The organism is Paenibacillus sp. FSL K6-2393 (genome assembly GCF_038002545.1).
In the GTDB taxonomy this organism is placed as follows: Bacteria; Bacillota; Bacilli; order Paenibacillales; family Paenibacillaceae; genus Paenibacillus.
Genome location: NZ_JBBOCU010000001.1, coordinates 469173 through 487001, shown reverse-complemented (window position 1 = coordinate 487001; position 17829 = coordinate 469173). Strand labels below are relative to the sequence as shown.

The window sequence follows — 17829 nt, the reverse complement described above, 5'->3', positions numbered from 1 at the left end:
CTCCGAATAAGTTCGGAGGCTTTTTCATGAGTTATTTGACTTAACGAATCTTGAAGTGACTGATGCGCACGCCTGCAGACAACACAATGTATACATCCTGCGCACCTGATGCACCTGTGAGTTCAGCCTTCACGGTAGACCACTGCTGGGCTTCACCTTGCGCCAGTTCCACACGTCCTGCGAGCGTACCGTCTGGTGAACCGAGTCGAACTTCTAACACAGCACCTGCTTGTTCTGCGGAGACACGCGCTTCAATTGCTGCTGCCCCACTACCCAGATCGGCATCCTTGAAAGCAATCCATCCTTGCTCTCCAACTACACGGACAGCACTTCCGCCCTCTTTGCTCTCATCCAGATCAACACCCAGGTAAGCATCATAATTCTCGGCACGAGTAGCCACACCTAGATTACGGGCAGGGATCGTCTCTCCTTCTACCGTCAGGTCTGCAACCAGTTGGACATCAGAGGATGACTTGGCAACCATGATGGAGTAAGTTCCACTTTCCACGACATACCGATCACGAGTTACATCCCAGATTGCCAGTTCCTGAACAGGCAAGGTGAAGCTGACTTTCGCTGTAGCTCCCGCTTCGATATGAAGACGACGGAATCCTTTTAACGTTTTGAGTGGACGTTTCACCCGGGATTTGCCTGCACGAACGTACAACTGTACAACTTCGTCACTGGCGATTGAACCCGTATTGCTCACATCTACAGTTACCGTAAGGTTGCCCTCTGTACCCACTTGAGCTGGGCTAAGTTCCAAATTGCTGTATTTAAACGTTGCATACGTCAGACCATGTCCAAACGGATACAATACATTACCTTCAAAATATTGATATGTCCGACCGGATTGAATGATATCGTAATCCTTGATGTCGGTCAGTTGATCTGCTGATTGTACCCATGTCATGTTCAAACGGCCTGCTGGCGCATAGTCGCCATAGAGTACGTCTGCTACTGCGTTACCCAGTTCCTGTCCTGCGTGTGAAGTGTACAATACCGCCGGGATGTTCTCCTGAACCCAATTCGATGTGAATGGATAACTACCCACGATGACCACAACCGTATTCGGGTTCGCGGCATAGACCGCCTCAACCAAACGTTGCTGAGATTCGGCCAGATCCAGACTTGGACGATCAATTTCTTCTTTACCATTTACGAGCGGATTGTTACCAACAAAGACAATCGCCGTTTCCGCAGCCTTGGCAGCTGCTACCGCTTCCTCAAGTCCATTCACAATCACATCCTGCTTGAATGTCTCTGTAGCACCGAAAGACTTCAGTTCTTCAGACACCGCAAATGCATCGTTTCCGCCATTAGGTGTAGTCACCGTTTTGCCATTCCATGTGGTCAAACCTACACTACCATCCTCTTGTGGCAACAGGTGGAATACTTCCTTCACGAACCAGCCGTACACTTCATCTGCGGAAGCCGTTACGGTCTCTTCATCTGTGGTCAGATATTTGCCGTTGCTTTCCGCCTGCAAGGTATAACTTCCGAAGCCCCAGTCGGACACCATGAACGTCTCCGCTTCTCCCGAAGCAATGACAGGTGATTTTTCACCATCTGCCAGTCCAATCTTCTTCCCATTGGCTACAGAAGTTAACGTAATACGGTCATTACCATCCTTGAACGATACTTTATCACTGCCTACTTTGCCACGGATCGCTTCAAGTGGGGATACGTTATACGGCATGGTGCCTGCATACCAGTCACGATAGACGGTTCCGCCCAATTGACCAATCACAGCCACTTTACCAGCTTTTGTTTTGTCCAGCGGCAGTGTGCCTTTGTCGTTTTTGAGCAATACGACTTGTTCTCTTGCGGCTCTGAGCGACAGTTCTTTTGCTTTCTCTGTCATCATGGACTCTTCACCAATAGCAGCGTACGGGTTGCCTTCTTCCGGATCAAACTCGCCCAGACGGAAACGCACACGGAACGTATTGAACAACGCCTTATCGATGTCATCCATCGTGAGTGTACCTTGTTCCAATCCTTCACGCAGTGCCTGTTTGGACAGATCGGCATCATCCGTGATGCTGTCAATTCCAGCTTTAACAGACTCTACCGTACCTGGTGTATGGGAATCATAATATTTATGATCGTTCTTAATGCCCATCACATCGCCTGCGTCGCTGACAATGAAACCATCCATGCCCCATTCGCCTTTAACAATCTCGTTCACAAATGGATGCAACAACGCTGGCGTACCATTAATGGAGTTGTACGCCGTCATCATGGACTGTGCGCCGCCTTCCTTAAATGGCTTCTCGAACGCTTTCAGATAATATTCACGCATGTTGCGCGGATCAATGCTGGACGAACCACTTCCGCGATCCACTTCGTTATTATTCGCAAGAAAATGCTTCAAAGTAGCAACCGCTTTGTAATACTTCGGATGGTCGCCTTGAATTCCTTTGACCAATGCTGTTGTCAGCTCGGCTGTCAGTTCTGGATCTTCACCATACGCCTCTTCATTCCGTCCCCAGCGCGGGTCACGTTCCATATCTACTGTAGGTGCCCACAGCGTAAGACCGTTCACTGCCGGATTTCGTTTATAAAATACACGCGCCTCGTCTCCGAGCACGGAGCCAATCTCCTTCATCAGATCTGCATCCCATGTGCATGCTAGCCCCACCGGTTGTGGGAAAGATGTTGCTTCTCCAAGCCAGGCCAGGCCGTGTGCCGCTTCTGTTCCGTGTTTGTATGCAGGCACACCCAAGCGTTCTACTGCTGGCTGATATTGCAGCATGGATTCAATTTTTTCATCTTCCGTCAAGCGGGATACAAGGTCCTTCACACGGGTGTCTAACTCTAGTGCTGTATCCTGAAACGGATATTTCGTTTGGTTGGTCGTCATATGGAATCTCCTTTGGTTATCGGTAGTTAATTAAAATGATAGCGAATACATATCTTATGAAAAAACGGAGATTAATTCAGATAAAATCTTACTTCAGATGGATAGATTAATCCTTTTATAATCAACGTTTACAGGTATAAAACTTGATCTCCTTTTCAAAACCTAAAACGGTTTCGGTAATCTTATCATATAGCATGTTTAACAAAAAAAACAGAGGTTCTGCGCAGGAAATTGTGAACATCCCCTCTGCAAAATCTGAACAACACCGTTTTTTCCTGGCATAGTCTGGCAATCATGAATAAGAGTACAACGATGTGCGCTGAACAACATCCCATTCGATAGATTGAAGACGATCAAGGAGGAAAACAAATGAGCGACAATCAGCAGCCCAAGACGGGTCTGCCCCCGGTCCCCGAATCACTGTGGCGTGCTACGCATGAATTCGATAGCTATCCGAAACTGACCGAAGATATCACCGCGGATGTAGCGATTATCGGTGCCGGTATCGCCGGGATTACTACAGCCTATCTGCTCGCGCAGACGGGTATGCGTGTAGTCGTGCTGGAGGCTGGAAAAGTGTTGGATGGCACGACCGGTCATACCACTGCCAAGGTATCTACACAACACGGCGTCATATTTGATGAAATTATGCATCACTTCGGACAAGAACAGGCTCGGATGTACTATGAAGGCAATGCCGATGCTGCCAAGTGGATGCGCAATCTGGTGAAGGAAAAACAGATTGATTGCCAGTGGGCAGAGGAAGATGCCTACGTCTATATTCAATCAGAGGAAAACATTAAAAAACTGGAGATCGAGCTGACCGCCTATGGCAAACTCAATATCCCTGGTGAGTGGGTAGATCCACTCCCTATTCCAGTTCCCGCCAGAGCGGGTATCCGCATGCCGGGTCAGGCACGCTTTGATCCGCTGGCCTACCTGCACTACTTGCTCGATTCCGCTGTGAAACAAGGGGTACAGATCTACGAGCATACGACAGTTACGGATGTAGAGGAAGACGCTTCACTACATGTCAGAACTTATGGAGATGGCCCATCCGTAACAGCGGAACATGTTGTCGTGGCTTCTCATTTTCCCGTCTATGATCCCGGGTTTTATTTCACACGATTACACGCCGAACGATCCTACGCTGTATTAGTCGAACCGGAGAAACCCTATGCGGGCGGCATGTACATCTCGGACGATACACCGTACCGTTCCTTGCGTACCGTCTTGCATGACGGTAAGGAACTTATCCTCTTTGGCGGCGAAAATCACAAAACCGGACAAGGCATCTGCACCTTCGGTCATTATGAACGTCTGGAGCAGTTCGCAGCGGAGACATTTGGCATTCGCAACATTCCTTTTCGCTGGTCAGCCCAGGATCTGATCTCTATTGACAAGGTGCCTTACATTGGACCGATTACCGGAAGACATGAACGTGTCTATGTGGCGACCGGGTTTGCCAAATGGGGAATGACAACTGGCACGATGGCAGGACACATTCTTGCGGATCGCATCAGTGGACGTGACAATCCTCATGCCGCTGTATTCGATCCGGCAAGATTCAAGGCCGATCCTGGCATGAAACATTTTATTGTGGAAAATGTGAATGTAGCCAAGGAATTAATCTCCGGTAAAGTAGGTATTGTGCACAAAAACGTTAGTGATATTGGCGAAGACGAAGGAGCCGTCGTTCGTCATAATGGCAAACGTGCTGGCGCCTACAAGGACACCAGTGGCAAGCTGTTTCTGGTGGATACCACCTGTACTCATCTGGGGTGCGAAGTCGAATGGAACGAGGGCGAGCGTTCGTGGGATTGCCCATGCCATGGTTCCCGCTTCGATTATGCAGGCCATGTCATTGAGGGCCCTGCTGTGGAAGACCTTAAAGTTCTGGATGCACAAGGATAACCGACATTTAGCGATTAACCTGTAAACCAAAGAAACAAAAGTTCATCTCACAGACCGGATCGGAATCCGCCTCCAGACGGAAGTAACCGATCCGGTTTTTGCGTATGCTGAATTATAGCTAAACAGACAGCTTCAGCTAAGCATCAGTATTAAACGAACTTATTATCGATCAATCGTGATACGGAACTATTTTAAAATCACTACCTTGCATTAAACAGTACTGGATGCTATGATGACTTCACCACTACTGAACAATATACAATAGCTATAAATGAAGCTACGAAGGAGGAACCTGTGTGAATGTGAACATCCAGTTCAAAAAAGGAGTATTGGAGCTGTGCGTCCTGGTATTAATTAACCGCCAGGATCGGTATGGCTACGAACTGGCTCAGGCTGTCTCCAAACATATCGAAGTTGCTGAAGGTGCACTGTATCCCTTGCTTCGCCGGCTTGTGAATGACGGTTACTGCACCACCTACCTGCAAGAATCAACTGAAGGCCCGCCGCGCAAGTATTACCGACTGTCCGATACAGGTCGCGACTACATGACGGCACTGACGACAGAATGGAATGAATTTGTGCGCAATGTCGCAAATCTGATTGAGGAAGGAACCCCTAATGAATAGACAACAATTTATGAAAGCCATGGAAGTTCATCTACGGCCAATGGACCCATTCGAACGGGCTGAGTTGCTCGCCGACTATGATCAACATTTCGAGCTTGGACTACGAGAAGGCAGGCTGGAAGAAGAGATCGCTCGGGAACTCGGACAGCCGGAAGAAATCGCCAAGGAAGCACTCGGTGATCGTTATGACATTCATACGCCGGGTTCAGATGCGTTCTATGCACCGACGTATCGCGAAATGCGGTCATCCAGAAACAGCACCAGAGCCACTCGCAAATTTTTCACAGCCATCGGCCTGTTATTCCTGAATCTGATTCTTGGCATCCCCCTTGGTCTCATGATGTGGTCGGTATGGCTTGTTATTGCCAGCCTTTCCTTGCTGGTATTGGCTCCTGTGGCAGCGGTTGTGGATTTCTTATTCCTGAGCCAACTCGATAAAGCAGAGATCTTCGTTGCGATTGGCGCTTTCGGTGTCGGCATTTTGTTTGCCATCACATCGAATTATGTCTTTAGAGCCTTCAAAATCGTCACTCTTCAATATATTAGATGGAATAAAAACACGATGAAAGGAGATGTTTCCGCATGAGCACTAAAAAATGGCTTGCGCTTGCCGTGATATGTATCGGAATAGGTTTACTTGGGACATCCATCTATGGCGTTCAGTTCGGGGATGAACGGGAGCATTATTCCAAACGATGGGATTTCAAAGCAGATGAATTGCAGAACATTATCATGAGTGCTAATTTCAGTGCAGATATTGAATTTGTTGTAAGCCCGGATTCGAATGGTTATATCGAAGTGGATGGCAAATGGGACCCTGCTGTAGTCAAAAGCTTCGAACAGGCCACCTTATCCAACGGCACATTCCAACTGGCGCAGACAGAACGTGATCGATTGCAATTTTTCACCTTGTACTGGAATGATCAAGACTCCACAATAACCGTTGCCCTGCCTGAAGGACACCAATTAAATGAGGTTAAGTTGGACTCTTCTTCAAGTGACTGGGATCTAACGGATCTGAGTGCCAATCAGCTTGAGCTGAATAACACCTCAGGTTCCATACGTCTGGCAAACATCAAGGTACCCAATATTGAGTTGGCTCTGACTTCGGGGGACATTACCGCTTCCATGATTAATGGAGACATGACCGTGAAACAGACATCGGGAAGCTTCACTGCTGATCAGGTAGTTGGTCAAGTAAACAGTAAGATTAAATCAGGAGATATTGAAATCACTGAATTAAACGGCGCAGCCGATGTTCAATTCACTTCGGGTAGCATTCATATTGAACAGTCCCATTCCGCCCCAATTAATGCGTCTGGAACATCAGGAGATATTTTCATTCAAGCTGCACCTGATTTTGACGGGATCTACGATGCTAAGGCTACTTCCGGAAGTGTGGATGTACCTGAATCCCCAATGGTAAGCCGGGAAGTAATCAAGGCCCGTACCTCCTCTGGCAGCATCGAGATTACCAAATAGTGATGAAGCAAATTTCCGAACTGTGGGTAATATAGTATAATCAAATGCCAGTCCAATTCTAAGGAGGAATTATCCACATGGAACTTAAAAATAAAACAGCTGTCATCACAGGTGCCGGAAAAGGTATCGGTCGTGCCATCGCTGAAGCCCTTGCCAAAGAAGGTGTGCACCTTGGCCTTATCGCACGTACCGCTTCCGATCTTCAGGCTCTGCAACAGTCACTTAGTCAAGAATACGGTGTGAAAGTAACCAGTGCTGTAGCAGATATCTCGGATCGCACACAGGCGGAAGCCGCTGTAGCAGCCATTGAGATGGAACTCGGCGCGGTGGATATTCTCATCAATAATGCAGGTATCGCAAGCTTCGGCACATTGCTGGATATGGACCCGGAAGAGTGGGAACGCATTCTGCATGTTAACGTTATGGGTACATATTACGTCACACGTGCTGTCCTTCCAAGCATGATCAAGGAAAGTAGCGGCAGTATCATCAATATTGCTTCCACTGCAGGTGAACGCGGATTCGCTACAGGTTCGGCATACTGTGCATCCAAATTTGCGCTACTTGGCATGACCGAATCTCTGATGCAGGAAGTGCGCAAGTCCAACATTCGTGTAACAGCACTGACACCAAGCACCGTTAATACGGAGCTTGCGACCAATGCCGGACTGAAAATTGGCGACGAAGATCGCATGATGCAAGCGGAAGATGTAGCTGAACTTGCACTCGCAACGCTCAAGCTGTCCGACCGTGTCTTCGTTAAAGCAGCAGGCATCTGGACGACTAATCCACAATAGACAGGTGCTTCTGACCTTTCTAACGAATCTCTCGCACCTTATTGTGCTCTTTTGCAGGAAATGAGAAACGTAACGAATCTCTGCGACGTTATTTCGCCAGAAGTCTTGTGAAATGTAGCCAAATACACGCACAGCAGTGAACTAAAGCGTCTGAGATTCGTTACATCTCGATATCTGCTTTAAATCACCTAATAGGGCTCGCTCAGTTCGTTAGAAATATAAAAGGACGTTTCCCATTGTACATGTATGCAGGTTCGCATGTTCATGACTTGGGAGCCGTCCTTTTTTTATTCTATAAATGATCCAGACCCAATTCTTTGGACACTGCAATGAGCACCACCGCAGGCTCCTCACCGATATTGGTCACTTCATGGGGCACGATCGCATTCCAGGTAAACGAATCACCCACTTCAAGAACTTCCACATCCTCGCATTGCTCCGCACGAATCTTGCCCTGCAACACCAGATGGCTTTCCTCTCCGGCATGTTTGCTCACCCCGGTTGAAGCACCTGGCGGTAACTCCACAATGGACATACGCATCGCACCTTTGGCTGTAAGCTGCTGCACTTTGATCTGTCCGCTTCCCGCCGTTGTTTCCTTGCGCTCGTTCTTGCGTACCACATTCATCCGTTGCTCCGGTGTCAGCAGTAAATAGGGAAGTGGCACTTCCAGATAATCCGCAATACTCTCAAGCGTAGCAATGGAAGGTGACGTTTTGTTATTTTCCACGTTGCTGATAAAACCTTTGGACAACCCCGTGCCCTCACACATCTGCATGATCGTAATCTGTTTCTGCTTGCGGATCGTACGAATAGCCAAGCCAATATCCATATTGCGTCCCTCCCCTTCTATTGATCTATCTAAGACACCAGTCGTACGCGTCGCTTCTTCAGGTTAACTATTCGGCGCTTGCCTCAACAAATATAATCCGATTACCAAACGGATCTGTCACGGTCATTTCTCTTGAATTCCAAGGGGTCTCCTCTATACCTGGTCTCGCATTTTTGTACTTTTTCTGACGAAGTGCACCATGGAATGTATCCAAGTTATCTGTTTCCACGCGCAAGGCAGCTCCAGGTGTACAATCTCCATGATGTTCGGACAGATGAATCACGATGGAATCGAGCGAAACCTGCATATATAAGGGCATATCTTGCTCAAATCGATGTTCCCAATCCAATTGAAACCCTAGATATTCAAGGTAGAACTCTCTAGCTTTATTTTCATCAAATATTCTCAAAATAGGCACGATACTTTTTAACATCCTGATCACGTCCTCGGGAATAAGATATAAACCATTCGCAGCGGCATTTATTGTAGATACATTCAAGATTTTTAATAAACAACATATATTCATCATACAAAAAAAGTATTGACCCTACAATGAAACCATGATAAATTTTGTTCATAAATAAGAATATTTATTTCATATTAGTGAACTTTATCATCAAAGCGATATATTAACTCATTCCTCATCAGGTGGTGTTTTCAATGAATTCTTCTTATATACATGAAGTCCGCTTACCGTCCCATTACAATGCAGATCAACGTTACCCTGTAATCTTCGCCTTACATGGCATGGGATCAGATGAACAGGATATGCTTCGTTTAATGGAGCCTATGCAGTCTGATTTTATTATTGTTGCCATCCGTGGGCCTATCGTTCAGGGTAGTGGTTATGCTTATTTTCAGATTAAAAGCATTGGCAACCCCATCCGCGAATTGTATGATGCCTCCGTGCTGGGACTGCAACAGTTGATTGTTGATCTGTCCGCCCAATATGCGATTGATCCCACGCGGCGTTATATCGCCGGATTCAGCCAGGGCGCTATTATGGCAATGACCCTATCGCTGGTGATGAAAGATGCAATTAAAGGCATTGTAGCGATGAGTGGGTACATCCCGCAATTTGTGAAAGATGATTACAAGCTGCAACCCGATTCGGAGCTGTCTGTGTTCATCTCACATGGAGATCAGGATCATCTATTCCCGCTGCAACTGGGCGAAGATAACGCCAATTTCTTCCGTCAACACACCAATCACGTCACATATGTACCTTACAACGGTGGACACCAGGTGACCCCCGATCTATATCAACAATTTCAACACTGGCTTCGGACGGATGCAAATCTGACTACCGAAGACCGAAAGGACTGAATTCAAAATGATGCCATCTCTGTTTATTGCTCACGGTGCCCCGTCACTTGCACTGGAGGAGAATGTGTACACCGAATTTCTGCAGAAACTCGGACAGGAACTGCCAAAACCTAAAGCAATCGTATTGTTCTCTGCTCACTGGGAATCCACCACTCAGCTTGTATCCTCGGTAGCCAATTACGAGACCATCTATGATTTCGGTGGTTTCCAACCCGAGCTGTATCAGATCAAGTACCCGGCTCAAGGACAGTCAGAGACCACAGCCGAGGTAGAGCGCCTATTCGCAGAAGCCGGGATTCCAGTACAAACGGATGATGTTCGTGGCCTGGATCACGGCGCCTGGGTCGTTCTACGCCTGCTCTACCCAGATGCGGATATTCCTGTAATTGCCTTGTCCGTGAATCGCTATCTGACAGGTGAGCAGCAATATCAGGTTGGACAAGCGCTCGCTTCCTTACGTGAGCAAGACATTCTCGTGATCGGTAGCGGCGGAACCGTCCACAATCTACGTCGATTGAACTGGGAAAGTAACGGTGTTGACCCGTGGGCATCAGAGTTTGACAACTGGCTGCATGACAAGCTGGTGAGTTGGGATACGGAGTCTCTCTTTTCCTATGATACACTGGCACCTTCAGCTCAAGCCGCCGTGCCTACGCCGGAGCATTTTGTACCACTGTTGCTCGCTATGGGTGCGGGGCATCAGAACAAACAGGCATCGCTCCTGTTCAAAGCCTATCAGTATGGCAACCTGAGTTTGTCCTGCTGGAAGTTTGATTAAAGAGGACTATATAAAACGAACTAAAGTATTTACACTCGCTACTCCGATGACAGAACAACCTTCCGATCGCTGTTATCCCCAGATTTTTTTATTTACTTTATATAAAGGTGAAAATCTGGGGATAAAGGCGAACACTTCGCTTCTTCAGGTTCTTTCTGCCCTCTACGTTTTCGTGTAAAAGATTAGTTTTATTTATATAGTAGATAAATAATTAGCGTGAGTTACAGGGAATGCCCCTGTTGCTCACGCTTTATTTGTTGTTACCGTCCTTGAATAATGAGACCATTGTAGTATGTAAGCAAGGACTCCGGTTTCTTGTGTGCTTTTCCGGATTATATCTATAATATGAGGTGAAATCAGGCACAGTTTGCTCGCATATCACTCACTATATTATCTGAATAGCTCATACGGAGGGAATTGGATGCCAGAACAGCGTATATATGAATTGATGGATGAACTGGATATGTTGCTGGAGGAGAAGGTACAGGATGAGGAGAACCGGGAGCTCATGGAGGCGTATCGCGAGTTTGAAGGCGTGACAGATGAGCAGCTTGACGCATTCGAGCAGGAACACGGTATTCGATTACCTGCTGATTTTCGTGCGTTTTATAAACGTAAAAATGGGAGTGGTTATGCCTTTCACGTCTTGTATCCAAGCCTCGAGGAAGGACGAGAGTCCGAGCCATTTTACCTGTTATCCCTGGAAAAGATTCAAAAGGAGCAGTCCACGCTGGTGGAGAACCGCATGGATGATTATTTTACCGAAGAAGAGATCCGTGAGCTTGATCCTCGAATCAAACCCTACCTTTTTCAAAAGAAATGGGTTACGTTTGGCAAGCTTGGAGGCGGGTCGCTGTATCTGATGTTCGACTTTGATCCGACAGAGCAAGGAACATATGGGCAGATTATTATGTACGTACATGATCCGGATTTTGTATATTATGTCGCTGGGACGTTTACGGAACTGTTGGAACAGTCCAACCGGAACCTACGTGCCTTGGAGGCCATTGAGTACTGAAATGCGCATGATGATATGACCTTTTTTGCATAATGCTGGGATATGTCAAAGCGGTTATAATAACATTTAGTGGAAATGCACATGCTGTATAGATAAACTGCCTTTTCTACACCTAATACATTGATCTGGGAGGAACATACGAAGTGGCTGAACAACCAAAGTCTGAGAGCTTTATGTCTCTCGTCAAAAAAGGAAACACATCCTCCGCCGTAGCGATGGCAGGTAATGCCGTACTTGCTGTGTGCAAAGGAGGAGCCTTCCTATTCAGTGGCAGTGGTGCCATGTTCGCTTCGGCGATGCATTCACTCGCTGATGCCATTAACCAAGGGTTTGTCTTTGTCGGAAGTGTGTTGTCCGAGAAAAAACCTACACGCCGCTTCCCGACCGGATTCGGACGGGTCATCAACATTTTCTGTATGATCGCCGTTATTGTCGTGACGATTATGGCCTATGAGACCATTCATGAGGGGATTCACCTGCTCCAGCATCCTGTTGGTCATACCGGCGGTCTCTGGATTAACATCGGAGTGCTTGTTCTGAACATTGTCATTGACGGGGCCATCCTGATCAAAGCCATGAAGGAAATCCTCAAAGAAGCACGCGCACCCAAAGCCGCCGGATTTGCCTTGGTCCCTGCTGCTATCAAAAATGTAGGCCGTGCTGCGCCACCAACCCGTCTCGTATTCTACGAAGATGTTGTAGCAGTACTCGGTGCAACACTCGCCTTGATCTCCGTTGTAGTCATTGCATTAACCAATTTTGCATTGCTCGATGGCATTGTGACAACGATTATTGGATGTCTGATGATCGCTGTAGCCTTCCGGGTTGGTTACGATAATATGATCGGATTGATTGGTGTTGCGGCTCCACAGGATATTGAGGACAAAGTGTCCCAAACCATTCTGGCAGATACACATGTTGCTGACATTCAGATGATGCGTATTATTCAGGAAGGCCGTTATTATCATGTGGAAGGTCTCATTGAGTTGACCAAAGGACTCAGCCTAGCTGATGCGGATGACATCAAGTTCCGTATTCAGGAGAAACTGATGACGAACCCCGATATTGCCGACGCTGCCATCTCCATTATTGAGGATGACGGTGTGAACAGCTGGGGCAAGAAACATTCGGATGTGGTGAAATAACAAGCTTCGTTTTGGATAAATAGAATGACAGAACCCACTCTTCAACAGAGTGGGTTTTTAGCATGTTCAACTACACGCTCATCTACAAAGAAGTAGTTGCCCAAATACTTACCTAGACTTTGGTCTAGGTTCACTTTAACTCCAAAGACGGAGGATAGACTTTTCCAGTTCATGGTATGCTGTGAATAACGAAAGTATTGCTCTACATACAACCGTTCGGAAATTGATCTTGTATTAAGAAGGAGAGATATTATGGCTAAACGTACGATCCTTGCGCCTGTTCTCATTTTGCTGGGCGTGTACCTGATTCTGAACCAGGGAGGTTCACTCGGTCCGGGTACGATCTTTGCGACTTTCTGGCCCACGTTGTTCGTGATTCCACTAGGACTGTTCTTCCACTGGCTGTACTTCTCCATGATTGGCAGAGGGGTTGGACTACTGGTTCCCGGTGGGTTGTTACTCACTGTTGGTATCGTCTGTCAGATCGCTATGCTGTTTAACAACTGGGGTACGATGTGGCCGGGCTTCATTCTGGCTGTAGCTGTTGGTTTGTTCGAATTATACTGGTTCGGTGGTCGGAACAAATGGTTGCTGATCCCCATCAACATTCTAACGGTTATCTCCCTGCTGTTCTTTGCCGTGATGTCGATTGGTACGATGCTGAGCAGTTTGAGCTTTATTCAACCGTTCGTGGCGATTGTGCTGATTATGGGTGGGGCTTGGATCATGGTGGGTCGCAAAAAGCGCATGTAGTGTCATTCATATAAGATGAATAAGGTACGGGTTCACACTGAGCCACTCCACGTGCAGAATAATCTTTCGATCGCTGTTATCCCCGGATTTTTTGATTTCCCTTTTACAATGGGAAAATCCGGTGATAAAGGCGAACGCTCCGCTTCTATAGCTTATTTCTGCCCGCTCCGTTAACGTGTGCCCTGTAATGTTCATCTTACATGGCACTTCAAGCGTTTTTGCTCTGAAGTAGGTAATAAAAAAGGGTTGCTGCTCGTCATTCAAATGAAATGACGAGCAGCAACCCTTTTTGTTTTTTTCATAATCTAACGAACTGTGCACACGTTATTGGCGGTTATTTACTGTGCATTTTAAACTCCAGGAACAGGTCGTTATAATGCGAGAGCATTTTTTTACCCAGATTATCGTAGACCTCCAGCTTACCTGTCAGTGTCTCGTCTGGATAGAACCGTTCATCCTCCGAGATGTCCTCTGGCAGTAACTTCAGTGCCTCGGCGTTCGGCGTGGAGTAACCCACGTATTCCGCATTCCGGGCCGCATGATCTGGGTCCAGCATGAAGTTGATAAACTGGTGTGCCCCTTCAATATTACTCGCTGTTTTGGGAATAACCATGTTATCGAACCAGAGGTTTGATCCCTCTTCTGGCACCATGTAATCCAGCTTGTCGTTCTCATCCATAATCTCGGATGCATCCCCGGACCATACAAGTCCAACTGCCGCTTCCTCATTGGCGAGTAACATCTTGATCTCGTCACCCACAATTGCTCTGACGTTTGGTGTCAATGTAGACAGCTTCTTCAGCGCTTCTTGCAAATGGTCTTCGTTGGTATCATTCAGAGAATACCCGAGACTGTTCAATCCCATCCCAATGACTTCGCGTGCGCCATCAAGGAGCAGGATTTGGTTTTTCAGACGCGGGTCCCACAGGTCGTTCCAGCTATCAAACGTCAATCCATCCACCAGTTCGGGATTGAACACAACCCCCACTGTTCCCCAAAAATAAGGGATCGAGTACTTGTTGCCTTCGTCAAAGGACAAGTCCAAGAACCGCGGATCAATGTTGTCCAGGTTAGTCAATTTGCTGTGATCAATTGGAACGAGCAGGTCTTCCTCTTTCATTTTGCTAATCGCATATTCGGAAGGAATCGCCACATCAAACGTAGTACCGCCCTGCTCAATCTTGGTCAGCATCGCTTCATTGGAATCAAACGTCTGATAGATGACCTTAATGCCTGTCTCATCCTCAAATTCCTTGAGCAGATCCGGGTCGATATAATCGCCCCAGTTATAGATGGTCAGCGTGTTTCCGCCAGAATACCCCTGACTCTTATTCAGATACGAAGCCAGGATCATCAGGGCAAACGCGGCGACAAAAACAAGCGCAAATGTCCGTACCAGTTGCTTCATGGTCGCAGCCCCTTTCCTCCGGGTGGTATCCGTGTTGCACGGCGGTTAATGAAGTAATATCCAACCACCAGCAGCACCGTGAGCAGGAATAACAGGGTAGACAGAGCATTGATGGACAACGAAACACCCTGCCTTGCTCTGGAGTATATCTCTACCGAGAGTGTGGAGTATCCATTACCCGTAACAAAGAATGTTACTGCGAAATCATCGAGTGAGTACGTCAACGCCATGAAGAATCCGGCAAAAATACCCGGTTTCACGTATGGCAGCACCACACGCGTCAGAATCTGCCATGAACCAGCGCCCAGATCACGTGCTGCATCCATCAGTGTTGGACTCATCTCCTGCAGCTTCGGCAGTACCATGATCACAACGATTGGTACACTGAATGCGATATGAGACAGCAGGACCGAAGTGAAGCCCAGTTTGATACCAATCATGGTAAACAGGATCAGGAACGATGCACCAATGATGACATCGGGACTCACGATGAGCACGTTATTGAGTGACAGCAGCGTGTTCTTGGTCCGTTTGCGACGCACATGGTAGATCGCCAGTGCTCCTGCAACACCAAGGATCGTTGAGATCGCTGATGACAGGAGCGCAATGATAAATGTATTCAGCACAATGATGAGTAGCCGAGTATCAGCGAACACCTCTCTGTACCATTCAAGTGTGAATCCTTCGAAGCTGCGCATGTGACCGCCGCTGTTGAAGGAGTAGAAGATCAGATACGCAATCGGTGCGTACAATATGGCGAATACAACGGCTAGATAGACGTTAGACAGCTTTCCGTTTCTTCCCATTACGCACCTCCTTCTTGCCTGATCCAGTCAGGAACATAATAATCGCCATCGCAATAATCAAAAAGACGGCAATCGTTGAACCCATCCCCCAGTCCTGGGTGACGAGAAAATGCTGTTCAATCGCTGTTCCCAGCGTAATTACACGGTTCCCCGCAATAAGGCGGGTAATCATGAACAGAGACAGCGCTGGAATAAATACAGCCTGACAGCCTGATTTCACACCGCTAATCGTCAGCGGAAAGATAACCCGGCGGAAGGTCAGCCAAGATGAGGCACCCAGATCCCGCGCCGCGTAGATCAACGATGGATTCATCTCTTCCAGCGCATTGAAGATCGGCAGAATCATGAATGGAATGAAGATGTACACCGAGACAAAGATAAAACTGAAATCGGTGAACAAAATCTGCTGTGTGCCAATACCCACGACTTCAAGCAGGGAGTTGGTCAGACCGTACGTGCCAAACAGGCCGATGAAGGCGTACGCTTTTAACAAAAGATTGATCCAGCTTGGCAGAATGATCAGCAGCAACCACAGCTGCTTGTGCTTCGTCCGGGTCAGCATATACGCCGTTGGATACGAGATAAGCAGCGAGAACGCCGTAATCAGAAATGCATACCAGAACGAACTGAGCGTCATCTGCAAGTACACCGGCGTAAAGAAGCGGGCGTAGTTGCCAAACGTGAAGTTACCCTCCACATCGAAGAATGAATAATAGATGACCAGCAGAACCGGCGCCACAACAAACAACACCATCCATAGTACATATGGAATCAGATACGCATTGCGTGTGCTGGCCTTAGTCTGCATGAGCGGCCTCTTGATAGGCTTCGAGTCGTTTGTCGAACTCTTCTTCGGTCTCGTTAAAGCGCATAACGTGTACCGCTTCCGGATCGAAATACAGTCCAATCCGCGCGCCGACAACAGCTTTCTTGGTTGAATGAACAAGCCACTCATTGCCCGCATCGTCGTACGTGGATATTTCGTAATGCACTCCGCGGAATAACTGGGAGTCCACATTGACCTTCAGCTTACCTTGTTCTTCGGTTGTAATCTCAAGATCCTCTGGGCGAATGACAATCTCTACCGGCTCGTCCGGCTGGAGACCCTGATCGACACACTCGTGCTGTGCGCCAGCGAATTCCACCACAAAGTCCTGCTTCATTTTGCCCGATACAATGTTCGATTCCCCGATAAAGTCTGCCACAAAGCGGTTAATCGGCTCATCATAGATATCATTCGGTGTACCGCTCTGTTGGATCACGCCGCCATTCAGGACAAAGATCTCGTCGGACATCGCCAAGGCTTCTTCCTGATCATGTGTAACAAAGATAAACGTGATGCCCAGTCGCTGTTGCAGCTCCCGTAATTCATACTGCATTTCGGTCCGCAGCTTCAGATCGAGTGCTGAGAGCGGCTCGTCCAGCAGCAGAATTTCAGGTTCGTTCACAATGGCGCGTGCAATCGCAACACGTTGTCGTTGTCCACCAGACATTTCGCCAATTTCACGGTTCTCATAACCGGACAGATTGACGAATTTGAGGGCTTCCAACACTTTGCTGCGAATTTCAGCCGTTTTCATCTTTTTGATCCGCAAACCAAAAGCTACGTTCTCAAATACATTCAAATGTGGAAATAACGCATAATCCTGAAATACGGTATTCACCTGCCGCTGGTGGGCAGGCACCCGGTTGATAAGCGCACCATTAAAATAAATACTGCCCTGTGTCGGCTCCGCAAAACCGGCAATCAACCGCAATATCGTTGTTTTCCCGCAGCCCGATGGGCCAAGAAGCGTATAAAATTTACCCCGCTCAATCTCAAAGCTGACTGCCTTCAATACGGCTTCATCCTGATCGTATTGCTGAGTCACCGCTTCAAAGCGGATAATCGGTTGTTGTTCTGACATGCTTCACATCGCCCCCTTATACTTGAGGTACCTCTTAATTCTGTACACTTTCATTCATGCATCCTTATAGATAACCCATCTATTATATATGATTCAGGTATATCCGCAATGGTTTTGATGTAAACGCCGCATGTCATTTCTTCTTATTGTTTAAAATTCTGCATACATTACAGG

Annotated in this window: 17 protein-coding genes; 10 read left to right on the top strand and 7 right to left on the bottom strand. The window is 47.4% G+C overall.

What is annotated here, in order from left to right; all coding sequences use genetic code 11:
- Positions 1–40: 40 nt before the first annotated feature.
- On the bottom strand, positions 41–2863 hold the full coding sequence (locus MHI14_RS02150) for a glycoside hydrolase family 3 C-terminal domain-containing protein (protein WP_133386161.1): 2823 nt from the start codon (positions 2861–2863) through the stop codon (positions 41–43).
- Between the two features lie 369 nt (positions 2864–3232).
- Between MHI14_RS02150 and MHI14_RS02145 the strand changes: the two genes are divergently transcribed.
- The 5 genes from MHI14_RS02145 (at position 3233) to MHI14_RS02125 (ending at position 7682) form a co-directional block, all read left to right on the top strand.
- Positions 3233–4777: an FAD-dependent oxidoreductase gene (locus MHI14_RS02145; protein WP_341129797.1), complete on the top strand. Its 1545-nt coding sequence runs from the start codon at positions 3233–3235 to the stop codon at positions 4775–4777.
- 296 nt (positions 4778–5073) lie between these two features.
- The gene (locus MHI14_RS02140) at positions 5074–5403 is read left to right on the top strand and encodes a PadR family transcriptional regulator (protein WP_091036026.1); all 330 of its coding nucleotides are present in this window, start codon (positions 5074–5076) and stop codon (positions 5401–5403) included.
- A complete protein-coding gene (locus MHI14_RS02135; protein ID WP_341129796.1) occupies positions 5396–5989 on the top strand; it encodes an HAAS signaling domain-containing protein in 594 nt (197 codons plus the stop codon). The genes MHI14_RS02140 and MHI14_RS02135 overlap by 8 nt, the downstream gene beginning before the upstream one ends.
- Positions 5986–6885, top strand: coding sequence for a DUF4097 family beta strand repeat-containing protein (locus MHI14_RS02130; RefSeq protein ID WP_341129795.1), 900 nt, complete (start codon positions 5986–5988; stop codon positions 6883–6885). Before MHI14_RS02135 ends, MHI14_RS02130 begins: the two co-directional genes overlap by 4 nt.
- A 77-nt stretch (positions 6886–6962) precedes the next feature.
- A complete protein-coding gene (locus MHI14_RS02125; protein WP_133386164.1) occupies positions 6963–7682 on the top strand; it encodes a 3-ketoacyl-ACP reductase in 720 nt (239 codons plus the stop codon).
- Between the two features lie 292 nt (positions 7683–7974).
- Here the strand turns inward: MHI14_RS02125 and MHI14_RS02120 are convergent, their stop codons facing one another.
- Both MHI14_RS02120 and MHI14_RS02115 read right to left on the bottom strand, forming a co-directional pair.
- A complete protein-coding gene (locus MHI14_RS02120) occupies positions 7975–8514 on the bottom strand; it encodes a helix-turn-helix domain-containing protein (RefSeq protein ID WP_017691808.1) in 540 nt (179 codons plus the stop codon).
- A gap of 67 nt (positions 8515–8581) precedes the next feature.
- The gene (locus MHI14_RS02115; protein WP_249912737.1) at positions 8582–8947 is read right to left on the bottom strand and encodes a glyoxalase superfamily protein; all 366 of its coding nucleotides are present in this window, start codon (positions 8945–8947) and stop codon (positions 8582–8584) included.
- 227 nt (positions 8948–9174) lie between these two features.
- Between MHI14_RS02115 and MHI14_RS02110 the strand changes: the two genes are divergently transcribed.
- The 5 genes from MHI14_RS02110 to MHI14_RS02090 all read left to right on the top strand — a co-directional run bounded on the left by MHI14_RS02110 (position 9175) and on the right by MHI14_RS02090 (position 13534).
- Complete coding sequence (locus MHI14_RS02110) at positions 9175–9840, top strand: alpha/beta hydrolase (protein ID WP_341129794.1); 666 nt, start codon at positions 9175–9177, stop codon at positions 9838–9840.
- Between the two features lie 7 nt (positions 9841–9847).
- On the top strand, positions 9848–10618 hold the full coding sequence (locus tag MHI14_RS02105) for a DODA-type extradiol aromatic ring-opening family dioxygenase (RefSeq protein WP_341129793.1): 771 nt from the start codon (positions 9848–9850) through the stop codon (positions 10616–10618).
- A gap of 421 nt (positions 10619–11039) precedes the next feature.
- Complete coding sequence (locus MHI14_RS02100; protein WP_341129792.1) at positions 11040–11636, top strand: SMI1/KNR4 family protein; 597 nt, start codon at positions 11040–11042, stop codon at positions 11634–11636.
- Between the two features lie 143 nt (positions 11637–11779).
- Complete coding sequence (locus tag MHI14_RS02095; protein WP_091036009.1) at positions 11780–12781, top strand: cation diffusion facilitator family transporter; 1002 nt, start codon at positions 11780–11782, stop codon at positions 12779–12781.
- Positions 12782–13033: 252 nt separating this feature from the next.
- Positions 13034–13534 (top strand): hypothetical protein, encoded by a 501-nt coding sequence (locus MHI14_RS02090; RefSeq protein WP_017691802.1) that lies wholly within the window; start codon positions 13034–13036, stop codon positions 13532–13534.
- A gap of 334 nt (positions 13535–13868) precedes the next feature.
- Here MHI14_RS02090 and MHI14_RS02085 read toward each other — a convergent pair whose 3' ends face one another.
- From MHI14_RS02085 to MHI14_RS02070, 4 genes are read right to left on the bottom strand one after another with little or no spacing between them, the layout of a single operon-like run.
- Entirely contained in the window at positions 13869–14942 is a 1074-nt protein-coding gene (locus MHI14_RS02085; RefSeq protein WP_341129791.1) for an ABC transporter substrate-binding protein, read from the bottom strand.
- Positions 14939–15748 (bottom strand): ABC transporter permease, encoded by an 810-nt coding sequence (locus tag MHI14_RS02080; protein ID WP_062836831.1) that lies wholly within the window; start codon positions 15746–15748, stop codon positions 14939–14941. The genes MHI14_RS02085 and MHI14_RS02080 overlap by 4 nt, the downstream gene beginning before the upstream one ends.
- Complete coding sequence (locus MHI14_RS02075; RefSeq protein ID WP_017691799.1) at positions 15723–16556, bottom strand: ABC transporter permease; 834 nt, start codon at positions 16554–16556, stop codon at positions 15723–15725. The genes MHI14_RS02080 and MHI14_RS02075 overlap by 26 nt, the downstream gene beginning before the upstream one ends.
- Complete coding sequence (locus MHI14_RS02070) at positions 16546–17655, bottom strand: ABC transporter ATP-binding protein (protein ID WP_062836830.1); 1110 nt, start codon at positions 17653–17655, stop codon at positions 16546–16548. The genes MHI14_RS02075 and MHI14_RS02070 overlap by 11 nt, the downstream gene beginning before the upstream one ends.
- Positions 17656–17829: the final 174 nt, after the last annotated feature.

Excerpts from the sequence above, each read along its gene's own strand:
- MHI14_RS02150 (WP_133386161.1), bottom strand. The coding sequence starts at position 2,863 with ATGACGACCAACCAAACGAAATATCCGTTTCAGGATACAGCACTAGAG.
- MHI14_RS02145 (WP_341129797.1), top strand. The coding sequence starts at position 3,233 with ATGAGCGACAATCAGCAGCCCAAGACGGGTCTGCCCCCGGTCCCCGAA.
- MHI14_RS02135 (WP_341129796.1), top strand. The coding sequence starts at position 5,396 with ATGAATAGACAACAATTTATGAAAGCCATGGAAGTTCATCTACGGCCA.
- MHI14_RS02130 (WP_341129795.1), top strand. The coding sequence starts at position 5,986 with ATGAGCACTAAAAAATGGCTTGCGCTTGCCGTGATATGTATCGGAATA.
- MHI14_RS02125 (WP_133386164.1), top strand. The coding sequence starts at position 6,963 with ATGGAACTTAAAAATAAAACAGCTGTCATCACAGGTGCCGGAAAAGGT.
- MHI14_RS02120 (WP_017691808.1), bottom strand. The coding sequence starts at position 8,514 with ATGGATATTGGCTTGGCTATTCGTACGATCCGCAAGCAGAAACAGATT.
- MHI14_RS02115 (WP_249912737.1), bottom strand. The coding sequence starts at position 8,947 with ATGTTAAAAAGTATCGTGCCTATTTTGAGAATATTTGATGAAAATAAA.
- MHI14_RS02110 (WP_341129794.1), top strand. The coding sequence starts at position 9,175 with ATGAATTCTTCTTATATACATGAAGTCCGCTTACCGTCCCATTACAAT.
- MHI14_RS02105 (WP_341129793.1), top strand. The coding sequence starts at position 9,848 with ATGATGCCATCTCTGTTTATTGCTCACGGTGCCCCGTCACTTGCACTG.
- MHI14_RS02100 (WP_341129792.1), top strand. The coding sequence starts at position 11,040 with ATGCCAGAACAGCGTATATATGAATTGATGGATGAACTGGATATGTTG.
- MHI14_RS02090 (WP_017691802.1), top strand. The coding sequence starts at position 13,034 with ATGGCTAAACGTACGATCCTTGCGCCTGTTCTCATTTTGCTGGGCGTG.
- MHI14_RS02085 (WP_341129791.1), bottom strand. The coding sequence starts at position 14,942 with ATGAAGCAACTGGTACGGACATTTGCGCTTGTTTTTGTCGCCGCGTTT.
- MHI14_RS02080 (WP_062836831.1), bottom strand. The coding sequence starts at position 15,748 with ATGGGAAGAAACGGAAAGCTGTCTAACGTCTATCTAGCCGTTGTATTC.
- MHI14_RS02075 (WP_017691799.1), bottom strand. The coding sequence starts at position 16,556 with ATGCAGACTAAGGCCAGCACACGCAATGCGTATCTGATTCCATATGTA.
- MHI14_RS02070 (WP_062836830.1), bottom strand. The coding sequence starts at position 17,655 with ATGTCAGAACAACAACCGATTATCCGCTTTGAAGCGGTGACTCAGCAA.